The following is a 20,244-nucleotide window of genomic DNA, read 5'->3' on the forward strand; positions in this document are numbered from 1 at the left end:
ACCGGCAGCGCGGCCGGCAGCACCACCGGCTATGGCTAGGCCAGCAGCACCACCGGCCGTGGCTAGACCAGCAGCACCACCGGCAATGGCCCGTCCGGCTGCGCCGCCAGCCATGGCGCGTCCCGCAGCGCCATCGTTCCATCCACCGGCCATGCCGCAGCGACCAGCCATGGCGCCACATCCGGCCCCGCACATTGCCTCGCCGCCACCGCGCCCGACTCCACACATTGCCGCTCCGCCACGTCCGACCCCACACATTGCCGCGCCGCCGCGTCCGGCGCCGCACGTGGCGGCTCCGCGGCCTGAAATCCATCGCGCGCCGGCAGCAGCGCAGCGTCCGGCCATAGCACCCCAGCGGACGCCGCATATCGCAGCCCCCTCACGCCCGAACGCGCCGCCGGCTGTGAGCGAGCGGCCGGAACGGCCGCGCGAGACGCTGTCGCGCCAGTCTGCGGAACGCCAGGGCCGCATCGACCGCTTGCAGCAGCGCGTGCAGCAATTGCAGTCGCAAAAGCCACCAGAAGGCGCAAGGGCGCAACGCGAGCAACAACGGTTGCTGCAGTCGCAGAGCCGGCTGCTTGAGCGCGAGCAGCGAGTGCAACAGCGCGAGCAGCACGTCGAGCAGCGGCAACGCGAGATGCTTACGCGCCAGAGCACAGAACGGCAGAGCCGCATCGATCGCATGCAGCAGCGCATCCAGCAACTGCAGTCGCAGAAGCCGGAAGGTCTGCGGGCGCAACGCGCGCAGGAGCGGATGCTGCAGACGCAGAACCGGCTGCTGCAGCGCGAACAGCGCTTCCAGCAAATTGATCAGGCGCGCCTGCAGCGGTTGGGACCTGAGCCGACGACAGTTGGGCGAGCCGCCACTGCCGCCGCCGTGCAGGCCGCCCAGCGCGGGCGGTTTGCGGAGCGCTTCCGTGAGCAGGCCCCTGCGCAAGTCCAGGCGGCGCTCACCACCCGCCAGAGCGGCTGGGCTCCCCGGCAGGCCTGGCGTCACCGCCATCCCGCGGTGTTCGTGGCGTGGCTCGGGCCGGTGTTCTGGCCCTACGCTTACTCCGATATTTTTGACTACACCTTCTGGTCCTATGCTTACGAGCCCGGCTATTGGGCGTACGCTTATGACGATTTCTTCGACACCGTGTTCTGGGGCGGTGACGGCCCCTATTCCGCCTTTGCCAGCACCAACCCGTACGACTATCCGCAAGCCGGCGGCGGCTATCGCGCGCGTTCGCGCGCCAGCGTGAGCCCGCAAACGCTACAGCAATTGTGCGGCACACCGGACAAGGGCGTGACCGCCTGGCCACTTGCCGATATCGCGAAAGCAGTGCAGCCGACGCCGGAGCAGCGCGCGCTGCTCGACGAGTTGAAGGTTGCGGCGGCCGATGCTGCCGGTGTGTTCAAGGATTCCTGCGCGGAGACTTATGCGCTGACGCCGCCTGGCCGCTTGCGCGCGATGATGAACCGCATCAGCGCGACGCTGGAAGCCGTCAAGATTGTGCGACCGGCACTGGAGAAGTTCTACAACTCGCTCAGTGACGAGCAGCAGGCCCGCTTCAACGCGCTCGGCCCCAATGTCGGCGAGCGCACGTCGCAGCAGCAAGCCAGTACGGAGGGCTGTGGCGATCCGAAATCCAGCCTGACCCAGCTGCCGATCGAAAGGATCGAGGCTGTGCTCCACCCGGCCGGCAAGCAGAAGGAGGCGCTCGATCGCCTCAGTGAAGCGACAGCCAAGGGCGTTGAAAGCCTGCAGGCGGCCTGCCCGAACGATGTGCCGCTGACGCCGGTCGGACGGCTGGAGGCGATGCAGCACCGGCTTGAGGCGATGCTGACCGCCGCCAAGCTGGTCGAGCCCGCCCTGGACGAATTCTACACCACGCTGAGCAGCGAGCAGAAGGCGCGCTTCAACACCCTGCAACAGGTCGCAGGCCCGTGAGGACGGCGTCGCATTCTGATCTCATGCGGAGATCATCACTCGCGCTTGTGATTGCTTGAGGCTGCTCGATCTCACTCGAGCCGACGGCGTTGCATTGTTGGAAATGGGAAGACAACTCGAGATCGGCCAGACGCTCCCAGTATTCTGCTTCTGCGAGCAGCTTCCATTTGTTCATGCTGTTGTACGCGGCCTGTTGGCGGCACAGTGAGCTCATCGCACGCAGGCGTCTCACCTTCTCCACTGCGAACCTCCCTTCGCGCTTGCTTGCCTTGCAAGCGCATTTGTGTTGTCACAGCTTCGCAGATCGAATTGACGAGTGATAGCCCGGTGTTTGACGGTGAATCGATGACAGCGCAATCGTCTGACTTTTCACCGAACAAGCGAGCCCTGCAAAATTTGACCTGAAACCAGTTTGGCCCGGCGCATTGCATTGCAAGTTCGTCCCAGGCGGTCCTTCGCCGCGATAAAGCACGCCGGTGCGTCCGGCAAAGCTCGCCAGCCTCGTAAGGCCGATCACAACAATGGCCCCGACGGTTGCACGTCGGGGCCACTCAAGATCAACAGGCATGGGTACATCCGCCGCGCCTGCTGATCGTTGAGGCCACTGATTACCGCCTCCGATCTGGCACAGACTGTGGCGAGGCAGCGGCATCGGGATGATATTCTGCCTGAAGCTGATGGCAGTCCACTACATCATTGGTGGTACTCCCACCAGCTCGCGGCTTCGCCTGCGTTCTGGCCGCAATGGGGCATTCGCAACTGGGGTCGAGCGGACAGCAAGTCCAACCAAATTCCGCTCTACCGCCGATGCGAGGTACACCACCTTCCCGTACCGTTCGATGCAGGTGCGCAGCAGCTCGTTCATCGGCCTGCCCATCAGTCGCTGGAGAAGATCTCGGCCTCCGAATAGAGGGCTACGCGTAGTCGATTTGCGATGGCTATCGCGCTGCGCTTGATCTACCTTTTCAAAACGGGCGGAGAACGCTCGAGGAAACCTGCGAGCAACCTCCGACCCAATGACCGATCATGGGTGGAATAGGAGGACATCATGCAGAGCATGGCCACCGAAACCTTCATCGGCAATATGCGCGGCCCGGTTATCAGGCGAATGGATGCCGACTATGACGCTGTGCGGAGCCTCTACAACGGAATGATCGACAAGAGTCCAATGATGATCGCGCGATGCGCCGACGTCGCTGACGTCGTCGCAGCGGTCAATTTTGCAAGGGACAGTGATCTCCAGGTCGCGATCCGCGGAGGCGGCCACAATGGGCCGGGCCTCAGCAGTGTCGAAGACGGACTGATGATCGACATGTCGATGATGAAAGGCGTGCGGGTCGATCCCGGCGCGCGTACTGTCCGCGTCGGTCCCGGCTGCTCGCAAGGCGATGTCGACCACGCCACGCACATCTACGGGCTTGCCGTGCCGGCCGGCATTGTATCGACCACCGGGATCGCCGGCCTTACGCTGGGCGGCGGCACAGGATACCTCACCCGCAAATATGGCCTCACCATCGACAATCTCCTCGAGGCTGATGTCGTGCTCGCCGATGGACGCATCGTCACCGCCAACAAGTCGGAGAACGCAGACCTTTATTGGGGCCTGCGCGGGGGCGGCGGCAATTTCGGCATCGTCACGAGCTTCTTGTTCCAGGCTCATCCTGTGAAGATGGTATATGCCGGTCCGATCTTCTGGGATCTCGAAAATGCCCGGACTGTGATGCAGAAGTACAGGGATTTCCTCCCCAGCGCTCCCGAGGAGCTCGGGGCCTTTGTCGGCTTGAAGACCGTTCCGCCGATGGACCCGTTCCCGCCGGATCATCAGGGCAAGCGTGCCTGCGCCATCATTGCCTGCTACAATGGGTCGACAGAAGGCGGCAAGGCGGTCATGGCGGGGTTGCTCGGTGAGCTGCCCCCGCCGCTCTTCAATTGGATGGGCGAAATGCCCTATCCGGCGCTCCAGTCCATGTTCGATCCGTTCTTCCCAAAAGGTCTGCAGTGGTACTGGCGCGGCGATTTCGTGAAAGAACTGACCGACGAAGCAATTGACGCCCATATCGAGCAGGCCCGCAAAGCACCCAGCGCGCTGTCGCTCATGCATCTCTATCCGATCGATGGCGCCGTCCATCGCGTCGACAAGAGCGACACCGCCTGGAACACGCGCGACGCGACCTGGTCGATGGTCATCGCCGGTATCGATCCCAATCCGCAAAAAGCAGGCGCAATCACGCGCTGGACCAAGGACTATTGGGAAGCCGTGCATCCTTACTCGGCCGACGGCGGCTATGTGAATTTCATGATGGAGGATGGAGACGACAGCAGACTTAGGGCCACTTACGGCGACAACTACGACCGCCTCGCCGCCTTGAAGGCCAAGTACGATCCGACGAACTTCTTCCACATGAACCAGAACATCAGACCGCTGCACTCGTAGACGATCACACCTGCTGCACGGTCCGGGCGCGCCCAAAGTGTTTGTCGGAGCGCTCTCCTGCATCGAGGATCGAGGGAGCGACGGAGGAGCGCTCCCTCTCCCACTTGCGGGAGAGGTGAACGAGCCGCGACAATCGATTCAACCTAAAGCCATTTGGCTTTAAACCACCGTCCGGTGCCGCGCGATGCAGGTGCGCAGCACCTCGTCCATCGGCTTGCCCCACCAATCGTTGGAGAAGATCTCGATCTCGGAATAGCCGGCAAAGCCCTGCGCCTCGACCGCCGCACGCACTGATTTGATGTCGATGATCCCGTCGCCCATCATGCCGCGGTCGTTGAGGATGTCTTTGGTCGGCACCAGCCAGTCGCAGACATGGAAGGCGAGCAGGCGATCCTTGCCGGCGCGTGCGATCTGGCCCATCAGCTCCGGATCCCACCAGATGTGGTAGACGTCGAGCGCAACGCCGAGCATGCCGGTGCGGGCGGGGTCGAGCCGGTCGCAGATGTCGAGCGCCTGCTTGGTCGTGTTCACACAGGCGCGATCGGCGGCATAGGCCGGGTGCAGCGGCTCGATCGCCAGCGGCAGCTTTGCTTGCCGCGCGTAGTCGAGCATGTCAGCGAGCGCTTCCTCGACCTGCCCGCGCGCCGCCACGATGTCCTTCGACGCCGCGCTGCCCGGCCGCGAATATTGCGGCAGGCCGCCGACGACGAGGACGATGCAGGGCGCGCCCAGTGCCTGGGCCTCGTCGACACAGCGCCGGTTATCGTCGCGTACCTCGCCCCGGCGCGCGGCATCCGAGGTGAACATGCCGCCGCGGCAATAGCCGGACAGTTCGAGGCCGGCCTCGCGCACCGCGCGTGCGGCGCGGTCGAGACCGACGGCGGCAACCTGATCGCGCCAGGGGTCGATGGCGCGGATGCCGTGTTTCGCACAGGCCTCGATGATGGCGGCGAGGTTACCCTGCTTGCGGACGGTCGCCGTGTTCAGCGACAGCCAGCGATGATCGGACGAGAAATCGCGCATCAGGATTCGAACCCGTGGGTGGCGAGCACGGTCTTCATCCGTTGCGTCGCGAGCTCGGGGTTGGCGAGCAGGCCGGCCTGGTCGGCCAGACGGAACAGCTCGGCAAGATGCAGCATCGAGCGCGCACTCTCCTGTCCTCCGACCATGGTGAAGTGATCCTGGTGTCCGTTGAGATAAGCCATGAACACGACGCCGGTCTTGTAGAAGCGCGTCGGCGCCTTGAAGATGTGACGCGACAGCGGCACCGTCGGGCCCAGCACGTCATGGAAGCCGGCTTCGTCGCCCACGGCCAGCCGCGACAGCGCGTAGGACGCCGCCGGCGCGATGGCATCGAAGATACCGAGCAGCGCGTGCGAAAAGCCCTCCTCGTCGCCTGCGATCAGCTCCGCGTAGTTGAAATCGTCGCCGGTGTACATCTTGATGCGCTTGTCGAGGCGTCGGCGCATGTCGATCTCGCGCTGCTTGTCCAGCAGCGAGACCTTGACGCCGTCGACCTTGGCGGCGTTGGCATTGATGATGGCGACCGCAATGTCCATCGCCTTGTCGAGATCTCTCGTGCCCCAATAGCCCGCCAGCGCCGGATCGAAGATGTCGCCGAGCCAGTGGATGATCACGGGCTCACGGACCTGCGAAAGCACGCGGTCATAGACCTTGGCGTAATCATCGGCATTGCGACCGAGTTTCGCAAGGGCGCGCGAGGCCATCATGATGATGCGGCCGCCGACTTTCTCCACCGCCGAGACCTGCTCCTCATAGGCGCGGATCACATCGTCGAGGCTCCTGGCATCCTCGACCGCGAGATGGTCGGTGCCGGCACCGGAGAACACCAGCGCGTTGCGCCGCTTGGCGGCGGCGACCGAGCGCGTGATCAGCTCCAGCGAGGTCGGCCAGTCCAGCCCCATGCCGCGCTGGGCGGTGTCCATGGCTTCGGCGACGCCAAGGCCGAGGTCCCAGACGTGCTCGCGGAAGGCGATGGTCTTGTCCCAGTCGACGGCGGCCGACAGCCAGGGATCGTTGTCGGCGAAAGGGTCGGCGACGGTGTGCACGGCCGAGAAGGCGATGCGGTTCAGGGGTCCCTCAAGCTTGGCCGGGAACGTGCGCGAAGCCGCGAGCCGGTAGGTCTCGATCGAGCGATCGGCTTTGGGCAGCTTGAGCGACAATGACGACATGGGTTGGACGGGCTTGTTCATATGTCCCTCCTCACACCTTGATCGGGGCGACGTCGATCCAGCGCCGCTCCTTCCAGCTCTTCAATGCGCATTCGGCGAGCTGCACGCCCTTGGCGCCTTCGAGCAGCGTGAACTTGTAGGGCGCGTCCTCGTAGACGTGACGGATGAACATCTCCCACTGCTCCTTGAAGCCGTTGTCGTAGCTGACGTTGTCCGGCAGCTTCTGCCAGTCGCCGTAGAAATCGTGCAGCCGCTTCTCGTCGGGATTCCACACCGGCCGCGGGGTCGCCTGCCGCGCCTGGATCATGCAGTCGGTGAGGCCCGCGACCGCCGAGCCGAGCGTGCCGTCGACCTGGAAGGTGACGAGGTCGTCGCGATAGACGCGCGTCACCCAGGACATGTTGATGTGGGCGATGATGCCGCCTTCGAGCTGGAACGTGGCGTAGGCGGAATCGTCCGCGGTCGCTTTGTACGTCTTGCCCTGCTCGTCGAAGCGCTCGGGGATATCGGTGCTGCCGATGCAGCTGACGCTCTGGACGTTGCCGAAGAGGTTGTCGAGCACGTAGCGCCAATGGCAGACCATGTCGAGGATGATGCCGCCGCCGTCCTCGCTGCGGTAGTTCCACGACGGCCGCTGCGCCTCCTGCCAGCCGCCTTCGAACACCCAATAGCCGAACTCGCCACGCACCGAGAGGATGCGGCCGAAGAAGCCGGAATCGCGCAAAAAGGCGATCTTCTTCAACCCCGGCAGGAACAGCTTGTCCTGCACCGTGCCGTGCTTGACGCCCTTGGCATTGGCGAGCTTCACGACCTCGAGCGCCTCCTCGAAATTGGTCGCGATCGGCTTCTCGCAATAGACGTGCTTGCCGGCATTGATCGCCTGCGTCAGCAGGCCGGGGCGCGCCTGCGTGGTCGCAGCGTCGAAGAACATGGTGTCGTTCTCATCGGCGAGCGCGGCATCGAGATCGGTGGTCCAGCGCGTGATGTTGTAGCGCTTGGCCAGCGCCTCGACCTTGTCGGCGCTGCGGCCGACCAGGATCGGATCGGGCATGACGCGGTCGCCGTTCGTCAGGCCGACGCCGCCCTGGTCGCGGATCGCGACGATCGAGCGGATCAGATGCTGATTGAGCCCCATGCGGCCGGTGACGCCGTTCATGATGAGACCGAGGCGTTGCGTGGTCATGCCAATTGCTCCTGAAGTGGCTGTTCGAGCGGGCGCAGCGCCGACCAGTCCGGATGGACCGCGGTGGCAAAGCCTGCTGTGTGAAGCGATCCCGTCAGGAGATCGCCGTCGTGAATGGAGAGCCGGATGCCCTGCCCGGCATCGGTATAGAGATCGGGGTGCGCGGCCGCGAAGGCCTGTGCTTCCGCGGAGGGCGTATCGCCAAAACCGTCGACATAGTGATGGCCGTTGCGCTCGGCGTGGGTGACGCCAATGAAGGCGCCGAGCGCGAGGTCCTGCTGCACGGCAAGACCGGCCTGGCAGGTCAGGTCCTCAGCCGTCACGAAGAAGGTGCCGCCTTCGGAGCTCCATTTCGCCGCGCGCGTGGCGTTGGCGATGGACTTGTAGACGCCCTTGCAGGATTTGGAGGAAATGCCGCGATAGCCGAGCGCCCGCGCTGCCGGGAAAGCATCGTAGGAATCGTCGGCTTCGTCGATGATGAAGCCGCGCGCGGCGAGCTTGCCGAGCGGCGATTGCAGCGTGATGTCGCGCGGCATCGGCTGTTCGACATAGAGCAGGCGCGTGGCGATCGGGCGCAGCGCCGCGTCACGATCGAGCCGGTCCATCAGGGCCTGCAACGCCGCGAAATCCGCGTATTGCTCGTTGGCGTCGAGCGTCACCTTGTAGTCGCGTCCGAGCGTGTCGAGCTCCTTGCCGATCCGCGCCAGCCGCGCCGCATCGGCAGCCGGATCGCCGGACAGCTTGAGCTTGAAGTACCGCGCACCGGTATTCTCGCGCGGATCGGCAACGCCGCCCTCGCCCTCGACGACATCATCGAGGCCGACGGTATGCCTGATGGCAACACGCGCCAGCGGCATCCGCCCGGAGAGAAACGCACCGATGTCCCTCTCGCTCAGGTCGGGAGAAAGCCGCGCATCGATGCCGGCGATGTTCGCGGCCATCCCGTCGAAGAAACTGGTCCTAATGGCGCGCAGCAGCGCATCGAGGATGGCCTTGTCGATCTCCGCGGGGCCGTAGCTTGCTGCCAGCGCCGGAATATTCTGCTTCGCGCAGGTCGCAACCTGGGCACCGATGCAGGCGGCATGCAGATCGAACGCCGTCCGGAAGCCGCCTCGTGCCAGATACAGACCGCGCGCGATCTGAAGCGAGCGTCGCAAGCTGTCGACCGTCTGCGCCGGCGACAGCTCCGGCCGCTTGTCGAACCACTTTGGCACCAGCAGCTCGGCGCTGGCACCGACTGCGGTTCCCCTGTCTTCGACCTCGATCTCGGCCCGCACGAACAGCTGCGGCGTCGCGTTGATGGTAACAGCGCCGAAGCGGAACGGCCGCGCGAATTGCACGGGACGTTCGAAGAAGGCGATGTCTCGCAGCTTCAGGCGGGGGGACATGATCTCACAACGAAACGAGCTGAACCTGGTGCGACAGGTAGGGCCGCGGGCGACTCGCCTCTCCCGCTTGCGGGAGAGGCCGACGCGCGCAGCGCGGCGGGTGAGGGTTTTCTCCTCTTGGGGAGTCTTGCCAGCGGAGACACCCTCTCCCCAGCCCTCCCCCGCAGGCGGGGGAGGGAGCGCACCGTGCATGCGGCCGGGTCTGAGAACACCATTGCCACCTAATCCAACGCGCCTTGCGAGAAGAAGTGCTTGCGGATGCGCTGCACGAGTTCCGTAAACACCGGATCGGCCATTACATCGAGCGAGCGGAGGCGCGGCAGCGGCACGTCGTAGATTGCCGCGATCGCACCGGGGCGTTCGGTCATGACCAGCACGCGGTCGGCGAGGAACACGGCTTCCGGAATCGAATGAGTGATCAAGAGCACGGTCTTCTTCGTCTCGCGCTGGATCCGCATCAATTCGATATTCATGCGCTCGCGCGTCAGCGCGTCGAGCGCGCCGAACGGCTCGTCCATCAGCATGATCCTGGGATCATGCACCAGCGCGCGGCAGATCGAGGCGCGCTGCTGCATGCCGCCGGAGAGCTGCCAGGGCAGCTTCTTCTCGAAACCTTCGAGGCCGACCAGCTTCAGCAGCGACTTGGCGCGATCGAGATAGTCCTGCCGCGGCAGGCGCTTCATGTCGATCGGAAGCATCACGTTGCCCAGGATGTTACGCCAGGGCAAGAGCAGCGCGTTCTGGAAGACGATGCCGACATTGCCGTGCGGCGTCGTCACCTTCTGGCCCTCGACCAGGATCTCTCCCGTGGTCGGCGCCAGCAGGCCCGAGATCAGCTTGAGCAGCGTGGACTTGCCGCAGCCGGATGGGCCGACCACGACGAAGAACTCGCCGTCATTGATGTGGAAGTCGAGCGGCCGCAGCGACGGCACGTCGCCGTCGCGCGTCCGGTATGTCTTCGACACGCCGGACAGCTTGATGCCCGACGCATCGCCGGCAGCCCGGTCGCTCACCAATCTCAGATGCGCGGCCGGCTGCACGGCTTCGTTCATGGCTGTCGCAGGTTTCACGAGCCGCTCTTCGGCAGATAGTCGTTGGTATAGAAGGCCTTCGGATTCTCCTTGGCCTTCGCATCCAGCCCGCCATATTCGACGAGCAGATTGACAGTCTCCGCCATGTTCTGATCGGTGACCTGGAAAGGACGCCTGCCCTTGGTCTCCGCGGTCCGGTACAGCGGGATGGTCAGCTCAAAACCCTGCGTAAGCGTGTCGATCTTGCCGCCCTTCGGGTTGGCATCGAGGATCGACTGCGCCGCGGCCTTGGGCTCCTTCTCGGCGGCCTCGACCGCTTTCGTGGTCGCGGACATGAAGCGGCGGACCAGATCGGCATTGGCCTTCACATAATCGGCATTGGCGATGATGCCCGAGGACACCATGTTGATGCCGTAGTCGGCGAACTTGATGGGGTAGACCTCCTTGCCGGTGGCGTCCTTGATCTTCATCGACTGGTCCATGACGTAGCCGAGCAGAAGATCGGCCTGGCCGTTGATGACGGCGTTGAGCTTGGTCTGGCCGTCGCCGGCGACGGTCTTGAAGTCGCTCTCCTTCAGGCCGGTCTTCTTCAGGAACAGCGGCCAGATCTGGGTCATGGAATCCGCCGGCGTGATCGCCACCGTCTTGCCCTTGATGTCCTCGGGCTTCCTGATGTTCTTGTCGACGAAGCCCATCGCGGACATCGGTGAGGTCTGCAGCAGGACGCCCGTTGCAACCACGGGCGCGCCCTTGATCGCGGCGCGCATCATGGTGGGAACGTCGACATAGCCGAAATCGGCGGTCTTGGCGGCAACCGCCTGCGTGGTCGCAGCCGAGCCGCGGCCTTCCTGGATCTCGAGATCGATGCCTTCGGCCGCGTAGATGCCCTTGGCCTTGCCGTAATAGAACGGCGCGTGCTCGCCATAGACGTACCAGTTCAGCATCAGCACGACCTTGTCAGCTGCCTGCGCCGGCATGGCAGCGAACGCCAGTAGTGCCACGGATGCAGCCCCAATCCACTTCCTCATCGTCACTCTCCCTGTCGTTGTTGTGTCGGCCGTTGGTGGCCGTTCGTTGTTTGGTTACGAGGCGAAAGTCACGTCCTCGCGCTGGCTGACATGCCAGGGAATGATCAGCTTCTCGATCCGGTCGACGATCCAGAACAGGACCACGCCGAGCAGCGCGAGGATCACGAGCGCGGCAAACATCGTCGGCAGGTCGAAGGTACCGATCGAGCGCTGCATGACGTAGCCGATGCCGGAATTGGAGCCGACGAATTCACCGACCACCGCGCCGACCACGGCGAGCGTCACCGACACTTTGAGGCCAGAGAAGATCGCCGGCAGCGCATGCGGCAGGTTCACTGCGCGAAACACCTGCAGGCGGCTGCCCTGCATGGCACGGGCGAGATCGACCATGTCGGGGTCGACCGACTTGAAGCCCTGCACCGCGGACACCACTACCGGGAAGAAGCCGAGCAGGAACGCCGAGATCACCTTGGGGATGATGCCGAAGCCGAACCAGACCACGAACAGCGGTGCGATCGCGATTTTCGGCACGGATTGCGAGAACACCAGCAGCGGATAGACGTAGCTCTCCACCGTCTTCGAGCCCGCGATCAGCATCGCGACGGGAATGCCGAACAGCGCCGACAGCAGGAAGCCGCAGACCGTGGCATAGGTGGTCGGCCAGGACTGACGCAGCAGCTCCGGCCATTCCGTGCGCAGCACGGCGACGACATCGAGCGGCGACGGGATCTGGTAGGCGGGGATTCTGAACAGCCGGATCGACAGATCCCAGGCGACGACGATGAAGACCAGGAACAAGAACGGCCGAACCCAGGCTGCATTCAGCAGCTTGGCAACAGCATTTTGCGGCTTCGGCTCGGCCAATGTTCACTCCCGGCAGTCTTCTTCGTTATGGGAGAAATTAACCCGTTGGATAAATACTGTCCAGAGCTTTCCCTGTGACGTTTTGTGCGGGAGTTCCCGTCATGCCCGGGCTTGTCCCGGGCATCCACGTCTCTCCTACGAGCGGATGCACGTGGATGGCCGGGACAAACCCGGCCATGACGGATGCGGAAACTTTGGAGGACTACACCGTCTGCACCACCGCAGCCCGCGACGTCGGCGCCTTGCCAATCTTGAACAGTTCCGCCGAGCGCCCCGTCAGCGCCGCCAGAACGAGGCCGACCATGTGCGCCAGCCGCTCGTCCTTGGCCTTTTTGTCCAGGAGATCGCGGCCGAAGATCACGCTGAGCGTCGCCGAGTTGGAGAGATAGAAGAAGCTGAGCGCCGCAATGGAGATGTAGAGCTGCACCGGGTCGACGGCGACCTGAAAGTCGCCGCTATCGACGCCGCGGCGCACCACGGTGCGGATCATCTCGACGAAGGGCGAGTGCATCGACTTGACCTTGGTCGATTTCTTCAGGTGCTTGGCGCGCGCCAGATTCTCGGTCTGCAGCAGTGACAGGAATTCGGGGTTGCGCAGGAAGTAATTCCAGGTGAACTCGATCAGGCGTCGGATCGCCTCGGGGGGATCGAGATGCTCGAGGTCGAGCCCCCGCTCCTCGCTGCGGATCTTGTCATAGGCGCCCTCGAGCACGGCGAGATAAAGCTCGTCCTTGTTGCCGACGTGGTAGTAGAGCATGCGCTTGTTGGCGCCGGCCTTGGCCGCGATGCGGTCGACGCGCGCGCCGGCGAGGCCATGGGCGGAAAACTCCTGCTTGGCGGCTTCGAGAATGCGCAGCCGCATCCCCTCGGGATCGCGCTGCCATTTCAGAGTTCGCTTTGCCTTCGCCAAACCGGGTGCTCGCTGGGTGGTCTGGATATGGCGTGTAACACGAGGGCGGGAATTTGAGAACGCAAGGATGTTAGCTCCGTCATTCCGGGATGGTCCGAAGGACCAGACCCGGAATCTCGAGATTCCGGGTTCGATGCTTCGCATCGCCCCGGAATGACGGCGGTTACTCCACCGGCTTCGGCGAGCGCTCCAGCAGCACGGTCTGGATCCCGCATGTGCCGCTCCGCACCGTCATGATGCGCGTGCCCGGCTTGCGGCCGGTGCGCACCTCGCTGACGTCGAGTCCGCTCGCGATCAGGCGGGCGCGGGAAGCGTCGATGTCGGCGACCCGCCAGCTCAGGCCCCAGAGCCGGTCATGCGCGGCATCGCCGCCGGCGACCGGGCGGCGCACCACCTCGACGATGAGGTCGCCGCAGCGGAAGAACATCAGCTGGCCCCAGTCCTGGTGCGAGCGGTCGAGCGCGAGATCAAGACCCAGCCGGGCGCCGTAGAGTGCGGCGGCGCGCTCGGAATCCTCCGTGGTGACGACGACGTGGTCGAGCCCCTCGATCGGTGCGATGTCGGTTGTGGCCGACTTCGGACGCTCGTCGGCCAGCTCCAGGAAGAACATGCGCACGCCGCGCGTCAGGTCTGTGGCAGCCCGCGTGCGCTTCCAGTGCAGCACGGCATCGGTGATGGCGTCACTGCTTTCGACCTAGGCGACCGGATCCGGCCTCAGGGCCACCCGCTCCAGCCGCCGGTGCATCTTGCCGATGTCGGAGACACGAAAGCACAGGCTGGCGAGCATGCCCTCATGGTCGCCGAGCAGCGAGCGCATGCGGTCGGCGGTGACGCTGAAGCCATGAGGGGCCATCAGCTCGATGCTCATGTTGTCCAGGGTGAACAGCACCCGGTCGGCGCCCTCGCCCGAGTTCTGCCAGGCCGGCGCGCGGGCGAGCAGCGTCTGATAGGCCGCCTTGGCCGCTCCGATGTCGCTCACCAGAACGACGACGTGATCGAGGCCGGAGATCATTCTGCACCCTTTTGATGGACCTGGAACCCCGGGAGCAAAAGACGGCGTTTGTCCGGGCTTGGCATGGGCCGGTGATGGTCGTATTCCCGGAAGATGCTGACCTCAAGCGCTTCGGGCGGCAGTTTTGCGAATAAATTCAGCGTCCCTCCGGCGCGGAACCGGTGCTAGAGTAATCCCGCCGGCCGGGACCACAAGCGCATCACGGACAAGCAATGCAGGCTCTCTTCATCGGACAGACCTATATCGACGTCGTCTTCATCACCGACCACATGCCGACCGGCGACGAGAAGCACGTGGCACGCGACTACGCGGTCTCCTTCGGCGGCAACGCGGTGACGGCGGCCTTCTGCTGCGCCAAGCTCGGCATCGTGCCCGATCTGATCGCCACCGCGGCCAATGACTGGCTGGGGCGCATGTTCCAGGACATGTGCGCGAAATACGCGATCTCGCTGCATCCGCGGAAGGTGAACCAGTCCTCGCTGTCCTTCATCATGCCCAAGGACGGCAAGCGCGCCATCGTCCGCTGCCGCGACGATATCCACATCCACCCCTTTCCGATCCTCAATCTCGGCAATTGCCGCGCGCTGCATGTCGACGGCCACCAGCCGGATGCCGCCATCCACTACGCGAAAGTCTGCCGCGAGGCCGGCATCCTGACCTCGCTCGACGGCGGCGGCCTGCGCACCAACACGCATGAGCTCCTGGAATTCATCGACGTCGCCATCGTCGCCGAACGCCTGTGCGAGCAGATGGACCTGACGCCGGAGAAGATGCTGGACTACCTCAAGAGCCGCGGCTGCAGGATCGGCGGCGTCACCATGGGCGAGAAGGGCCTCTTCTGGTACGACGAGACCGGCACGGTGCAGGTGATGCCGGCGATGCCGATCCCGCGCGAGCGCGTGATCGACACCAACGGTGCCGGCGACGTCTTCCACGGCGCCTATGTCTATTCCTACCTCGCCCATCCCGGCAAAAGCTGGCGCGAGCATTTCGACTTCGCTCGCGCCGCCTCGACCTTCAAGATCCAGCGCCTCGGCAACGAAGCCGGCCTGCCGACGCTGGTCGATATCGCCAAGGTTCGGCACGAGTTCGAGGTCAGGGTCTAGAGAAAGATGGGGCGCGTCTTCGTCGCTGGCAGCATCAACATGGATGTGGTGGCGATTGCCGATCGCCATCCGCGGGTCGGCGAGACCGTCGCCGGCCGCCAGGTGCTGTATTTTCCGGGCGGCAAGGGCGCGAACCAGGCGGTGGCGGCGACACGGTTAGGGGCGCGGACCACGCTGATCGGACGGCTGGGCAGGGACTCATTCGGCGCCGAGCTGAAGGCCTTTCTCGGCGAGCAGGGCATCGATCTCGGCTATGTCGTGGAGACGACGGAGACGCACACCGGGACGGCCATCATCACGGTGGCCGAGGCCGACAACACCATCGTCGTCGTTCCCGGAGCGAACGGGCTGGTCGGCGCCGATGACGTCGAGGTCGTGCCGCTGCTGAAAGGCGACATCGCCGTCAGCCAGTTCGAGATTCCGCTGCCGGCCATCGCCGCTTTCTTCCACCGCGCCCGTGCGGCAAGCGCGGTGACCGTGCTGAACCCGGCGCCGGCGCAGAAGATGCCGGGCGAGCTGCTGGCGCTGGTCGACATCCTCGTGCTCAACGAGACCGAGCTCGGCTTCCTCGCCGGCACCGAGCTCTCCGAGAGCGACGCGGCCGCCCGCATCACCGATGTCGCGCGAAAACTTCAGGCGCGCGAGGACCAGACCATCTGCGTTACGCTCGGCAAGCGCGGCGTTCTGGCGCTCGGCGGGCGCGAGGAGATTGCGGTGGCCGGCCGTGTGGTGAAGGCGGTCGACACCACAGGCGCCGGCGACTGCTTCGTCGGCGCGCTCGCCGCGCAGCTCGCTGATGGTGCAGCCTTGCGCGAGGCGCTAGCGTTCGCCAACGCCGCCGCCTCGATCAGCGTGCAGCGGATGGGCGCCGGGCCTTCGATGCCGACGGCTAGGGAAGTGGCGGCGGTGCTGTAGATCGCGGCACTTTCTTCACCTCTCCCCGCTTGCGGGGAGAGGTCGGATTGCATCGCAGATGCAATCCGGGTGAGGGGGTACAGGTCTCGCGATCATCTCATCTGCGGATAGAGCCCCTCACCCCGCCCCTCTCCCCGTAAGAACGGGGAGAGGGAGAAGAGAGATCACGCCAGCGCGCGCTTCAGATCGAAGCTCTCGTCCGCGGCCTGCTCCGGCGTGATCGAGCGGTCCATCGCCTGCAAGCGGCGCCCGAACATGTGATCGCCGGCGCGGTTGATCGATTCGATCCCGAGCAGCTTGTCGCCGTGATAGCAGAACGCCGAGAACGCCTTCTTGGCAGGATCGCCGCGGAGCACGACACGGTCGTAGCCGGTCGTCAGCCCCGCGATCTGGAGCTTGTCCTCGCCCTGGTCGCTCCAGAACCAGGGATGGCTGTCGTACGGCTTCTTGTCGCCGGTCAGCTTTGCTGCGAGGCAGCGGGCGTGATCGGTGGCGTTCTGCACCGATTCCAGCCGCAGCGAGCCGCCGAAGCGCGGGCTTGCGAACAGCGCGCAATCGCCGATCGCGGAGATGTTGGGATCAGCCGTCGACAGATATTCGTCGACGATGATGCCGGCGGCGACCGGCAGCCCCGCCTCGGCCGCGAGCTCGATGTTCGGCAGCACGCCGACGCCGACGACGACAAGGTCGGCGGGCAGATGCCGGCCGTCGCTCAAGGAGACGCCGGTGATCTTGCCGCCCTCGGCCTCGATCGAGGTCGCCTGCACGCCGAGATGGATGCGGATGCCGGCCTCGCGATGGCGGTCTTGAAAATACTCCGAGACCTCCGCCGTCACCGCACGCGCCATCACGCGCGGGGCGAGCTCGAGCACGTCGACCTCGAGGCCCTTGATGCGGGCGGTCGCGGCGAATTCGAGGCCGATGAAGCCGGCGCCGATGATCACGGCGCGCGTCTTCGACGGCATGATCGCGCGCAGCGCCTCGCTGTCGTCGAGGATCCGTAAGTATTTCACGTCGGGCAGATTGGCATTGGGCAGATCGAGCAGCCGGTTGCGTGCGCCGGTCGCCAGCACGAGGTGGCCGTAATCCAGCGTCGCACCGGATGCCAGCTGCACCTTGCGCGCGGCGCGGTCGATCGAGGCGGCGCGGCCCGCGATCAGCTCGATGCTCTGGTCCTGATAAAACTTCTCGGGACGGAACATCAGGCTGTCCGGACCGGCGGAGCCCTTGATGTAGCCCTTGGACAGTGGCGGCCGCTGATAGGGCAGATGCGGCTCGTCGTTGATTAGGCAGATGCGCTCGGCAAAGCCGGCCTGGCGCAGCGATGCCGCGACCTGGTAGCCGCCATGGCCGGCACCGACGATGATCACCGGGCCAATCATCGGACAGCCCATTTCTGGAAGACACGAGCGTGACCCATGCCGCCTCCTCTCTCGCTGATTTTGCTTGCTGGCCTTGCGAGGAGCCGGCGCTCGTGTCCGTCCCTTGGCGAAAGCGACCCCATTTGAGCCTATCGTTCCGCCCGGCGCAAGAGCGGCGGTTCGGGGATTGTCACCCCCGCCCTTCTGCGATTTAGTTCGGGCCTCGACCTCCTGCCGGAGAATTTTAAGATGACCGTTCCCGTCTCAAAGCCCGACGATCCCGCCGTGCTGCGGATCGACGGCCCGATTGCGACCATCACGCTGAACCGCCCTGCCGCGTTCAACGCGATCGACCTTGCGATTGCGCAGAAGCTCGAGCAGCTCGCGGCCTATCTCGAAGGCGCCGACGACATCCGCGTCGTCGTGATCGAGGGCGAAGGCCGCGCGTTCTGCGCCGGCGGCGATCTGCAGACGATCGGGGCCGCGGCCGAAGCCGGCACGGTGACGCCCGTGGTCGGCGAGCTCTTGAAGCACTATCACGCCTTCATCGAGATCGTCAGGCGCATGCCGAAGATCTCGCTGTCCAGCGTGCACGGCTCGGCAGCCGGCGCCGGCATGGGCCTCGCCTTCGTCACTGACCTCTGCATCGCCGCTGAGGATGCCAAGTTCACGCCGGCCTATGCCAACATCGGGGTGTCGCCGGACGGCGGCTCGACGGTCGGCATCGTCGGCACGGTCGGCTCGCGCCGCGCGCTGCAGATCTTTCTCGCCGAGGACAATTTTACCGCGCAGCAAGCCTATGAATGGGGCCTGGTCGCGAAGGTCGCTCCTGCCGCCGAGTTGAAGAGCGCGACGCGAAAACTTGCCGAACGTCTCGCGCAGAACCCGCCGGCTTCGATCGCCGGCACCAAGCAGCTGGTCTATCAGGCGGCGACCACGCCGGTGAAGCAGCAGCTGGACGCCGAGGAGCACGAGATCATCATGGCGATGAACACGGAAGACTTCCGCACCGCCGTGAAGAAGTTCACGAGCAAGAACCAGTAGCGCGGCGCTGGCTCAGCCCTTGGCGGGTCCCGTCCTCTGCATGAAATCGAAATCGCAGCCCTCGTCGGCCTGCAGGATGGTCTCGTTGAACAGCCAGGCGTAGCCGCGCCGTGCCTCCTCCGGCGCGGCCAACGGCTTCAACGCAGCGCGGCGCCGCTCCAGCTCGGCGGCATCGACCAAGAGCTCGATGCTGCGCTTGGCCACGTCGAGGCGGATCATGTCGCCGTTCTCAATCAGCGCCAGCGGCCCGCCGACGGCCGATTCCGGGGTGATGTGCAGCACGATGGTGCCGAACGCGGTGCCGCTCATGCGCGCATCGGAGATGCGCACCATGTCCTTGGTGCCGCCACGCGCGAGCTTCTTGGGGATCGGCAGATAGCCGGCTTCCGGCATGCCCGGCGCGCCCTTCGGCCCGGCATTGCGCAGCACCAGCACGTCATCGGCGGTGACGTCGAGATCGGGATCGTCGACCCGCAAGGTCATGTCCTCGACGGATTCGAACACCACCGCGCGCCCGGTGTGCTGCAGCAGTTTCGGGCTCGCGGCCGATTGCTTGATGACCGCGCCGCGCGGGGCGAGATTGCCGTGCAGGATGGCGAGGCCGCCCTCTTTCTTGATCGGATCATTGCGCGGGCGGATGGCGTCCTGGCCGGGCACGTCCTCGGCATTCGCCGCGATCTCGCGCAGCGTCTGGCCGCTGATGGTCCTGGCATCGAGGTCGACGAGATCGCCGAGCTGCGCCAGCAATTTCGGCACGCCGCCGGCGTGATGGAAGTGCTCCATATAGTGCTCGCCGGACGGCTTGAGGTCGACCAGCACCGGCACCTCGCGGCCGATCTGGTCGAACGCTGCGAGATCGAGCCGGTGCGGCGAGCGATGCGCCATCGCGGTCAGATGGATCAGGCCGTTGGTCGAGCCGCCGATGGCCTGCAGCACGACCTGCGCGTTCCTAAACGAGGCCGGCGTCAACACTTCGCTCGGCTTCGGCCCCTTGGCCTTGGCCATCTCGGCGGCAACCTTGCCGCTGGCTTCGGCCAGACGAAAGCGTTCGGCATGCGGCGCGGGAATCGTCGCGCTCAAAGGCAGCGACAGGCCCATGGCCTCGATCATGCAGGCCATGGTCGAGGCCGTGCCCATCACCATGCAGGTGCCGACCGATGGCGCCAGGCGCCCATTCACCGCTTCGATCTCGGCATCGTCCATGTCGCCGGCGCGATATTTCGCCCAGAGACGGCGGCAATCGGTGCAGGCGCCCAGCACCTCGCCCTTGTGATGACCGACCACCATGGGGCCGACCGGAATGACGACGGTCGGCAAATCGGCGCTGATCGTGGCCATCACCTGCGCCGGCAGCGTCTTGTCGCAGCCGCCGATCACGATCACCGCATCCATCGGCTGGGCCCGGATCATCTCCTCGGTGTCCATCGCCATCAGATTGCGCAAGTACATCGAGGTCGGGTGCGCAAAGCTCTCGGCGATCGAGATGGTCGGGAACACGAACGGCATCGCGCCCGACAGCATCACGCCGCGCTTGGCGGCCTCGATGATCTGCGGGACGTTGCCGTGGCAGGGATTGTAGTCGCTATAGGTGTTGGTGATGCCGACGATCGGGCGCTCCAGCGCATCATCGGAATAGCCCATGGCCTTGATGAACGCCTTGCGCAGGAACAGCGAGAAGCCGGCATCGCCATAGCTGGTCAAACCCTTACGCAAGCCACTCGTCATCAGGTCGCTCCTTTTGGCTTACCATCGTGGTACAGCGCGCTCCTCGATTGTCAATAAGCCCGGACGATAGCGTCGCACTTTCCGGCTTAGAGCACCGCTTGGCACACGAATGGATTGC

At 64.9% G+C, this 20,244-nt stretch carries 17 protein-coding genes and 1 pseudogene; 5 read left to right on the forward strand and 13 right to left on the reverse strand.

The features are described from left to right. Window positions 1–62 precede the first annotated feature (62 nt). Together HZZ13_RS36875 and HZZ13_RS36880 are read right to left on the reverse strand one after the other, a co-directional pair. A complete protein-coding gene (locus tag HZZ13_RS36875) occupies window positions 63–383 on the reverse strand; it encodes a hypothetical protein (RefSeq protein ID WP_197961452.1) in 321 nt (106 codons plus the stop codon). Then, on the reverse strand, window positions 380–703 hold the full coding sequence (locus HZZ13_RS36880; protein WP_246504504.1) for a hypothetical protein: 324 nt from the start codon (window positions 701–703) through the stop codon (window positions 380–382). The genes HZZ13_RS36875 and HZZ13_RS36880 overlap by 4 nt, the downstream gene beginning before the upstream one ends. Between HZZ13_RS36880 and HZZ13_RS20575 the strand changes: the two genes are divergently transcribed. Both HZZ13_RS20575 and HZZ13_RS20580 read left to right on the forward strand, forming a co-directional pair. Then, complete coding sequence (locus HZZ13_RS20575) at window positions 683–1,933, forward strand: Spy/CpxP family protein refolding chaperone (RefSeq protein WP_246504505.1); 1,251 nt, start codon at window positions 683–685, stop codon at window positions 1,931–1,933. The two genes, HZZ13_RS36880 and HZZ13_RS20575, sit on opposite strands and share 21 nt — an antisense overlap. Before the next feature lie 1,048 nt (window positions 1,934–2,981). Beyond that, window positions 2,982–4,367, forward strand: a complete 1,386-nt coding sequence (locus HZZ13_RS20580; protein WP_197961363.1) for an FAD-binding oxidoreductase — start codon at window positions 2,982–2,984, stop codon at window positions 4,365–4,367. Between the two features lie 159 nt (window positions 4,368–4,526). Here the strand turns inward: HZZ13_RS20580 and HZZ13_RS20585 are convergent, their stop codons facing one another. From HZZ13_RS20585 to HZZ13_RS20625, 9 genes and pseudogenes are all read right to left on the reverse strand, one after another. Further along, window positions 4,527–5,390, reverse strand: coding sequence for a sugar phosphate isomerase/epimerase family protein (locus HZZ13_RS20585; RefSeq protein ID WP_197961364.1), 864 nt, complete (start codon window positions 5,388–5,390; stop codon window positions 4,527–4,529). Then, the gene (locus tag HZZ13_RS20590; RefSeq protein WP_197961365.1) at window positions 5,390–6,580 is read right to left on the reverse strand and encodes a dihydrodipicolinate synthase family protein; all 1,191 of its coding nucleotides are present in this window, start codon (window positions 6,578–6,580) and stop codon (window positions 5,390–5,392) included. Before HZZ13_RS20590 ends, HZZ13_RS20585 begins: the two co-directional genes overlap by 1 nt. A 10-nt stretch (window positions 6,581–6,590) precedes the next feature. After that, window positions 6,591–7,742, reverse strand: a complete 1,152-nt coding sequence (locus HZZ13_RS20595) for a Gfo/Idh/MocA family protein (protein ID WP_197961366.1) — start codon at window positions 7,740–7,742, stop codon at window positions 6,591–6,593. Beyond that, on the reverse strand, window positions 7,739–9,130 hold the full coding sequence (locus tag HZZ13_RS20600; protein WP_197961367.1) for an enolase-like domain-containing protein: 1,392 nt from the start codon (window positions 9,128–9,130) through the stop codon (window positions 7,739–7,741). Before HZZ13_RS20600 ends, HZZ13_RS20595 begins: the two co-directional genes overlap by 4 nt. Window positions 9,131–9,351: 221 nt before the next feature. Further along, window positions 9,352–10,182, reverse strand: a complete 831-nt coding sequence (locus tag HZZ13_RS20605) for an ABC transporter ATP-binding protein (protein ID WP_210349419.1) — start codon at window positions 10,180–10,182, stop codon at window positions 9,352–9,354. A gap of 14 nt (window positions 10,183–10,196) precedes the next feature. Next, a complete protein-coding gene (locus HZZ13_RS20610) occupies window positions 10,197–11,189 on the reverse strand; it encodes an ABC transporter substrate-binding protein (protein WP_197961369.1) in 993 nt (330 codons plus the stop codon). Between the two features lie 54 nt (window positions 11,190–11,243). Then, window positions 11,244–12,053, reverse strand: a complete 810-nt coding sequence (locus HZZ13_RS20615; RefSeq protein WP_197961370.1) for an ABC transporter permease — start codon at window positions 12,051–12,053, stop codon at window positions 11,244–11,246. Between the two features lie 202 nt (window positions 12,054–12,255). After that, complete coding sequence (locus tag HZZ13_RS20620; RefSeq protein ID WP_197961371.1) at window positions 12,256–12,963, reverse strand: TetR/AcrR family transcriptional regulator; 708 nt, start codon at window positions 12,961–12,963, stop codon at window positions 12,256–12,258. 163 nt (window positions 12,964–13,126) lie between these two features. Beyond that, window positions 13,127–13,975 (reverse strand): annotated as a pseudogene (locus tag HZZ13_RS20625) (VOC family protein). 212 nt (window positions 13,976–14,187) lie between these two features. On the opposite strand from HZZ13_RS20625, the gene HZZ13_RS20630 reads away from it, so the two are divergent. Together HZZ13_RS20630 and HZZ13_RS20635 are read left to right on the forward strand one after the other, a co-directional pair. Next, window positions 14,188–15,081: a sugar kinase gene (locus tag HZZ13_RS20630; protein WP_197961372.1), complete on the forward strand. Its 894-nt coding sequence runs from the start codon at window positions 14,188–14,190 to the stop codon at window positions 15,079–15,081. A gap of 6 nt (window positions 15,082–15,087) precedes the next feature. Next, window positions 15,088–15,996 carry a ribokinase gene (locus tag HZZ13_RS20635; RefSeq protein ID WP_197961373.1) on the forward strand — a complete coding sequence of 303 codons (909 nt, stop codon included), beginning with the start codon at window positions 15,088–15,090 and terminating at the stop codon, window positions 15,994–15,996. A gap of 164 nt (window positions 15,997–16,160) precedes the next feature. Here the strand turns inward: HZZ13_RS20635 and HZZ13_RS20640 are convergent, their stop codons facing one another. Next, a complete protein-coding gene (locus HZZ13_RS20640) occupies window positions 16,161–17,378 on the reverse strand; it encodes an NAD(P)/FAD-dependent oxidoreductase (RefSeq protein WP_197961374.1) in 1,218 nt (405 codons plus the stop codon). Window positions 17,379–17,606: 228 nt separating this feature from the next. Between HZZ13_RS20640 and HZZ13_RS20645 the strand changes: the two genes are divergently transcribed. Continuing rightward, entirely contained in the window at window positions 17,607–18,401 is a 795-nt protein-coding gene (locus HZZ13_RS20645) for an enoyl-CoA hydratase/isomerase family protein (protein ID WP_197961375.1), read from the forward strand. 12 nt (window positions 18,402–18,413) lie between these two features. On the opposite strand, the gene HZZ13_RS20650 is transcribed toward HZZ13_RS20645, so the two are convergent. Then, entirely contained in the window at window positions 18,414–20,126 is a 1,713-nt protein-coding gene (locus HZZ13_RS20650) for an IlvD/Edd family dehydratase (protein ID WP_197961376.1), read from the reverse strand. Between the last annotated feature and the right edge of the window lie 118 nt (window positions 20,127–20,244).

The organism is Bradyrhizobium agreste (assembly GCF_016031625.1).
In the GTDB taxonomy this organism is placed as follows: domain Bacteria; phylum Pseudomonadota; class Alphaproteobacteria; order Rhizobiales; family Xanthobacteraceae; genus Bradyrhizobium; species Bradyrhizobium agreste.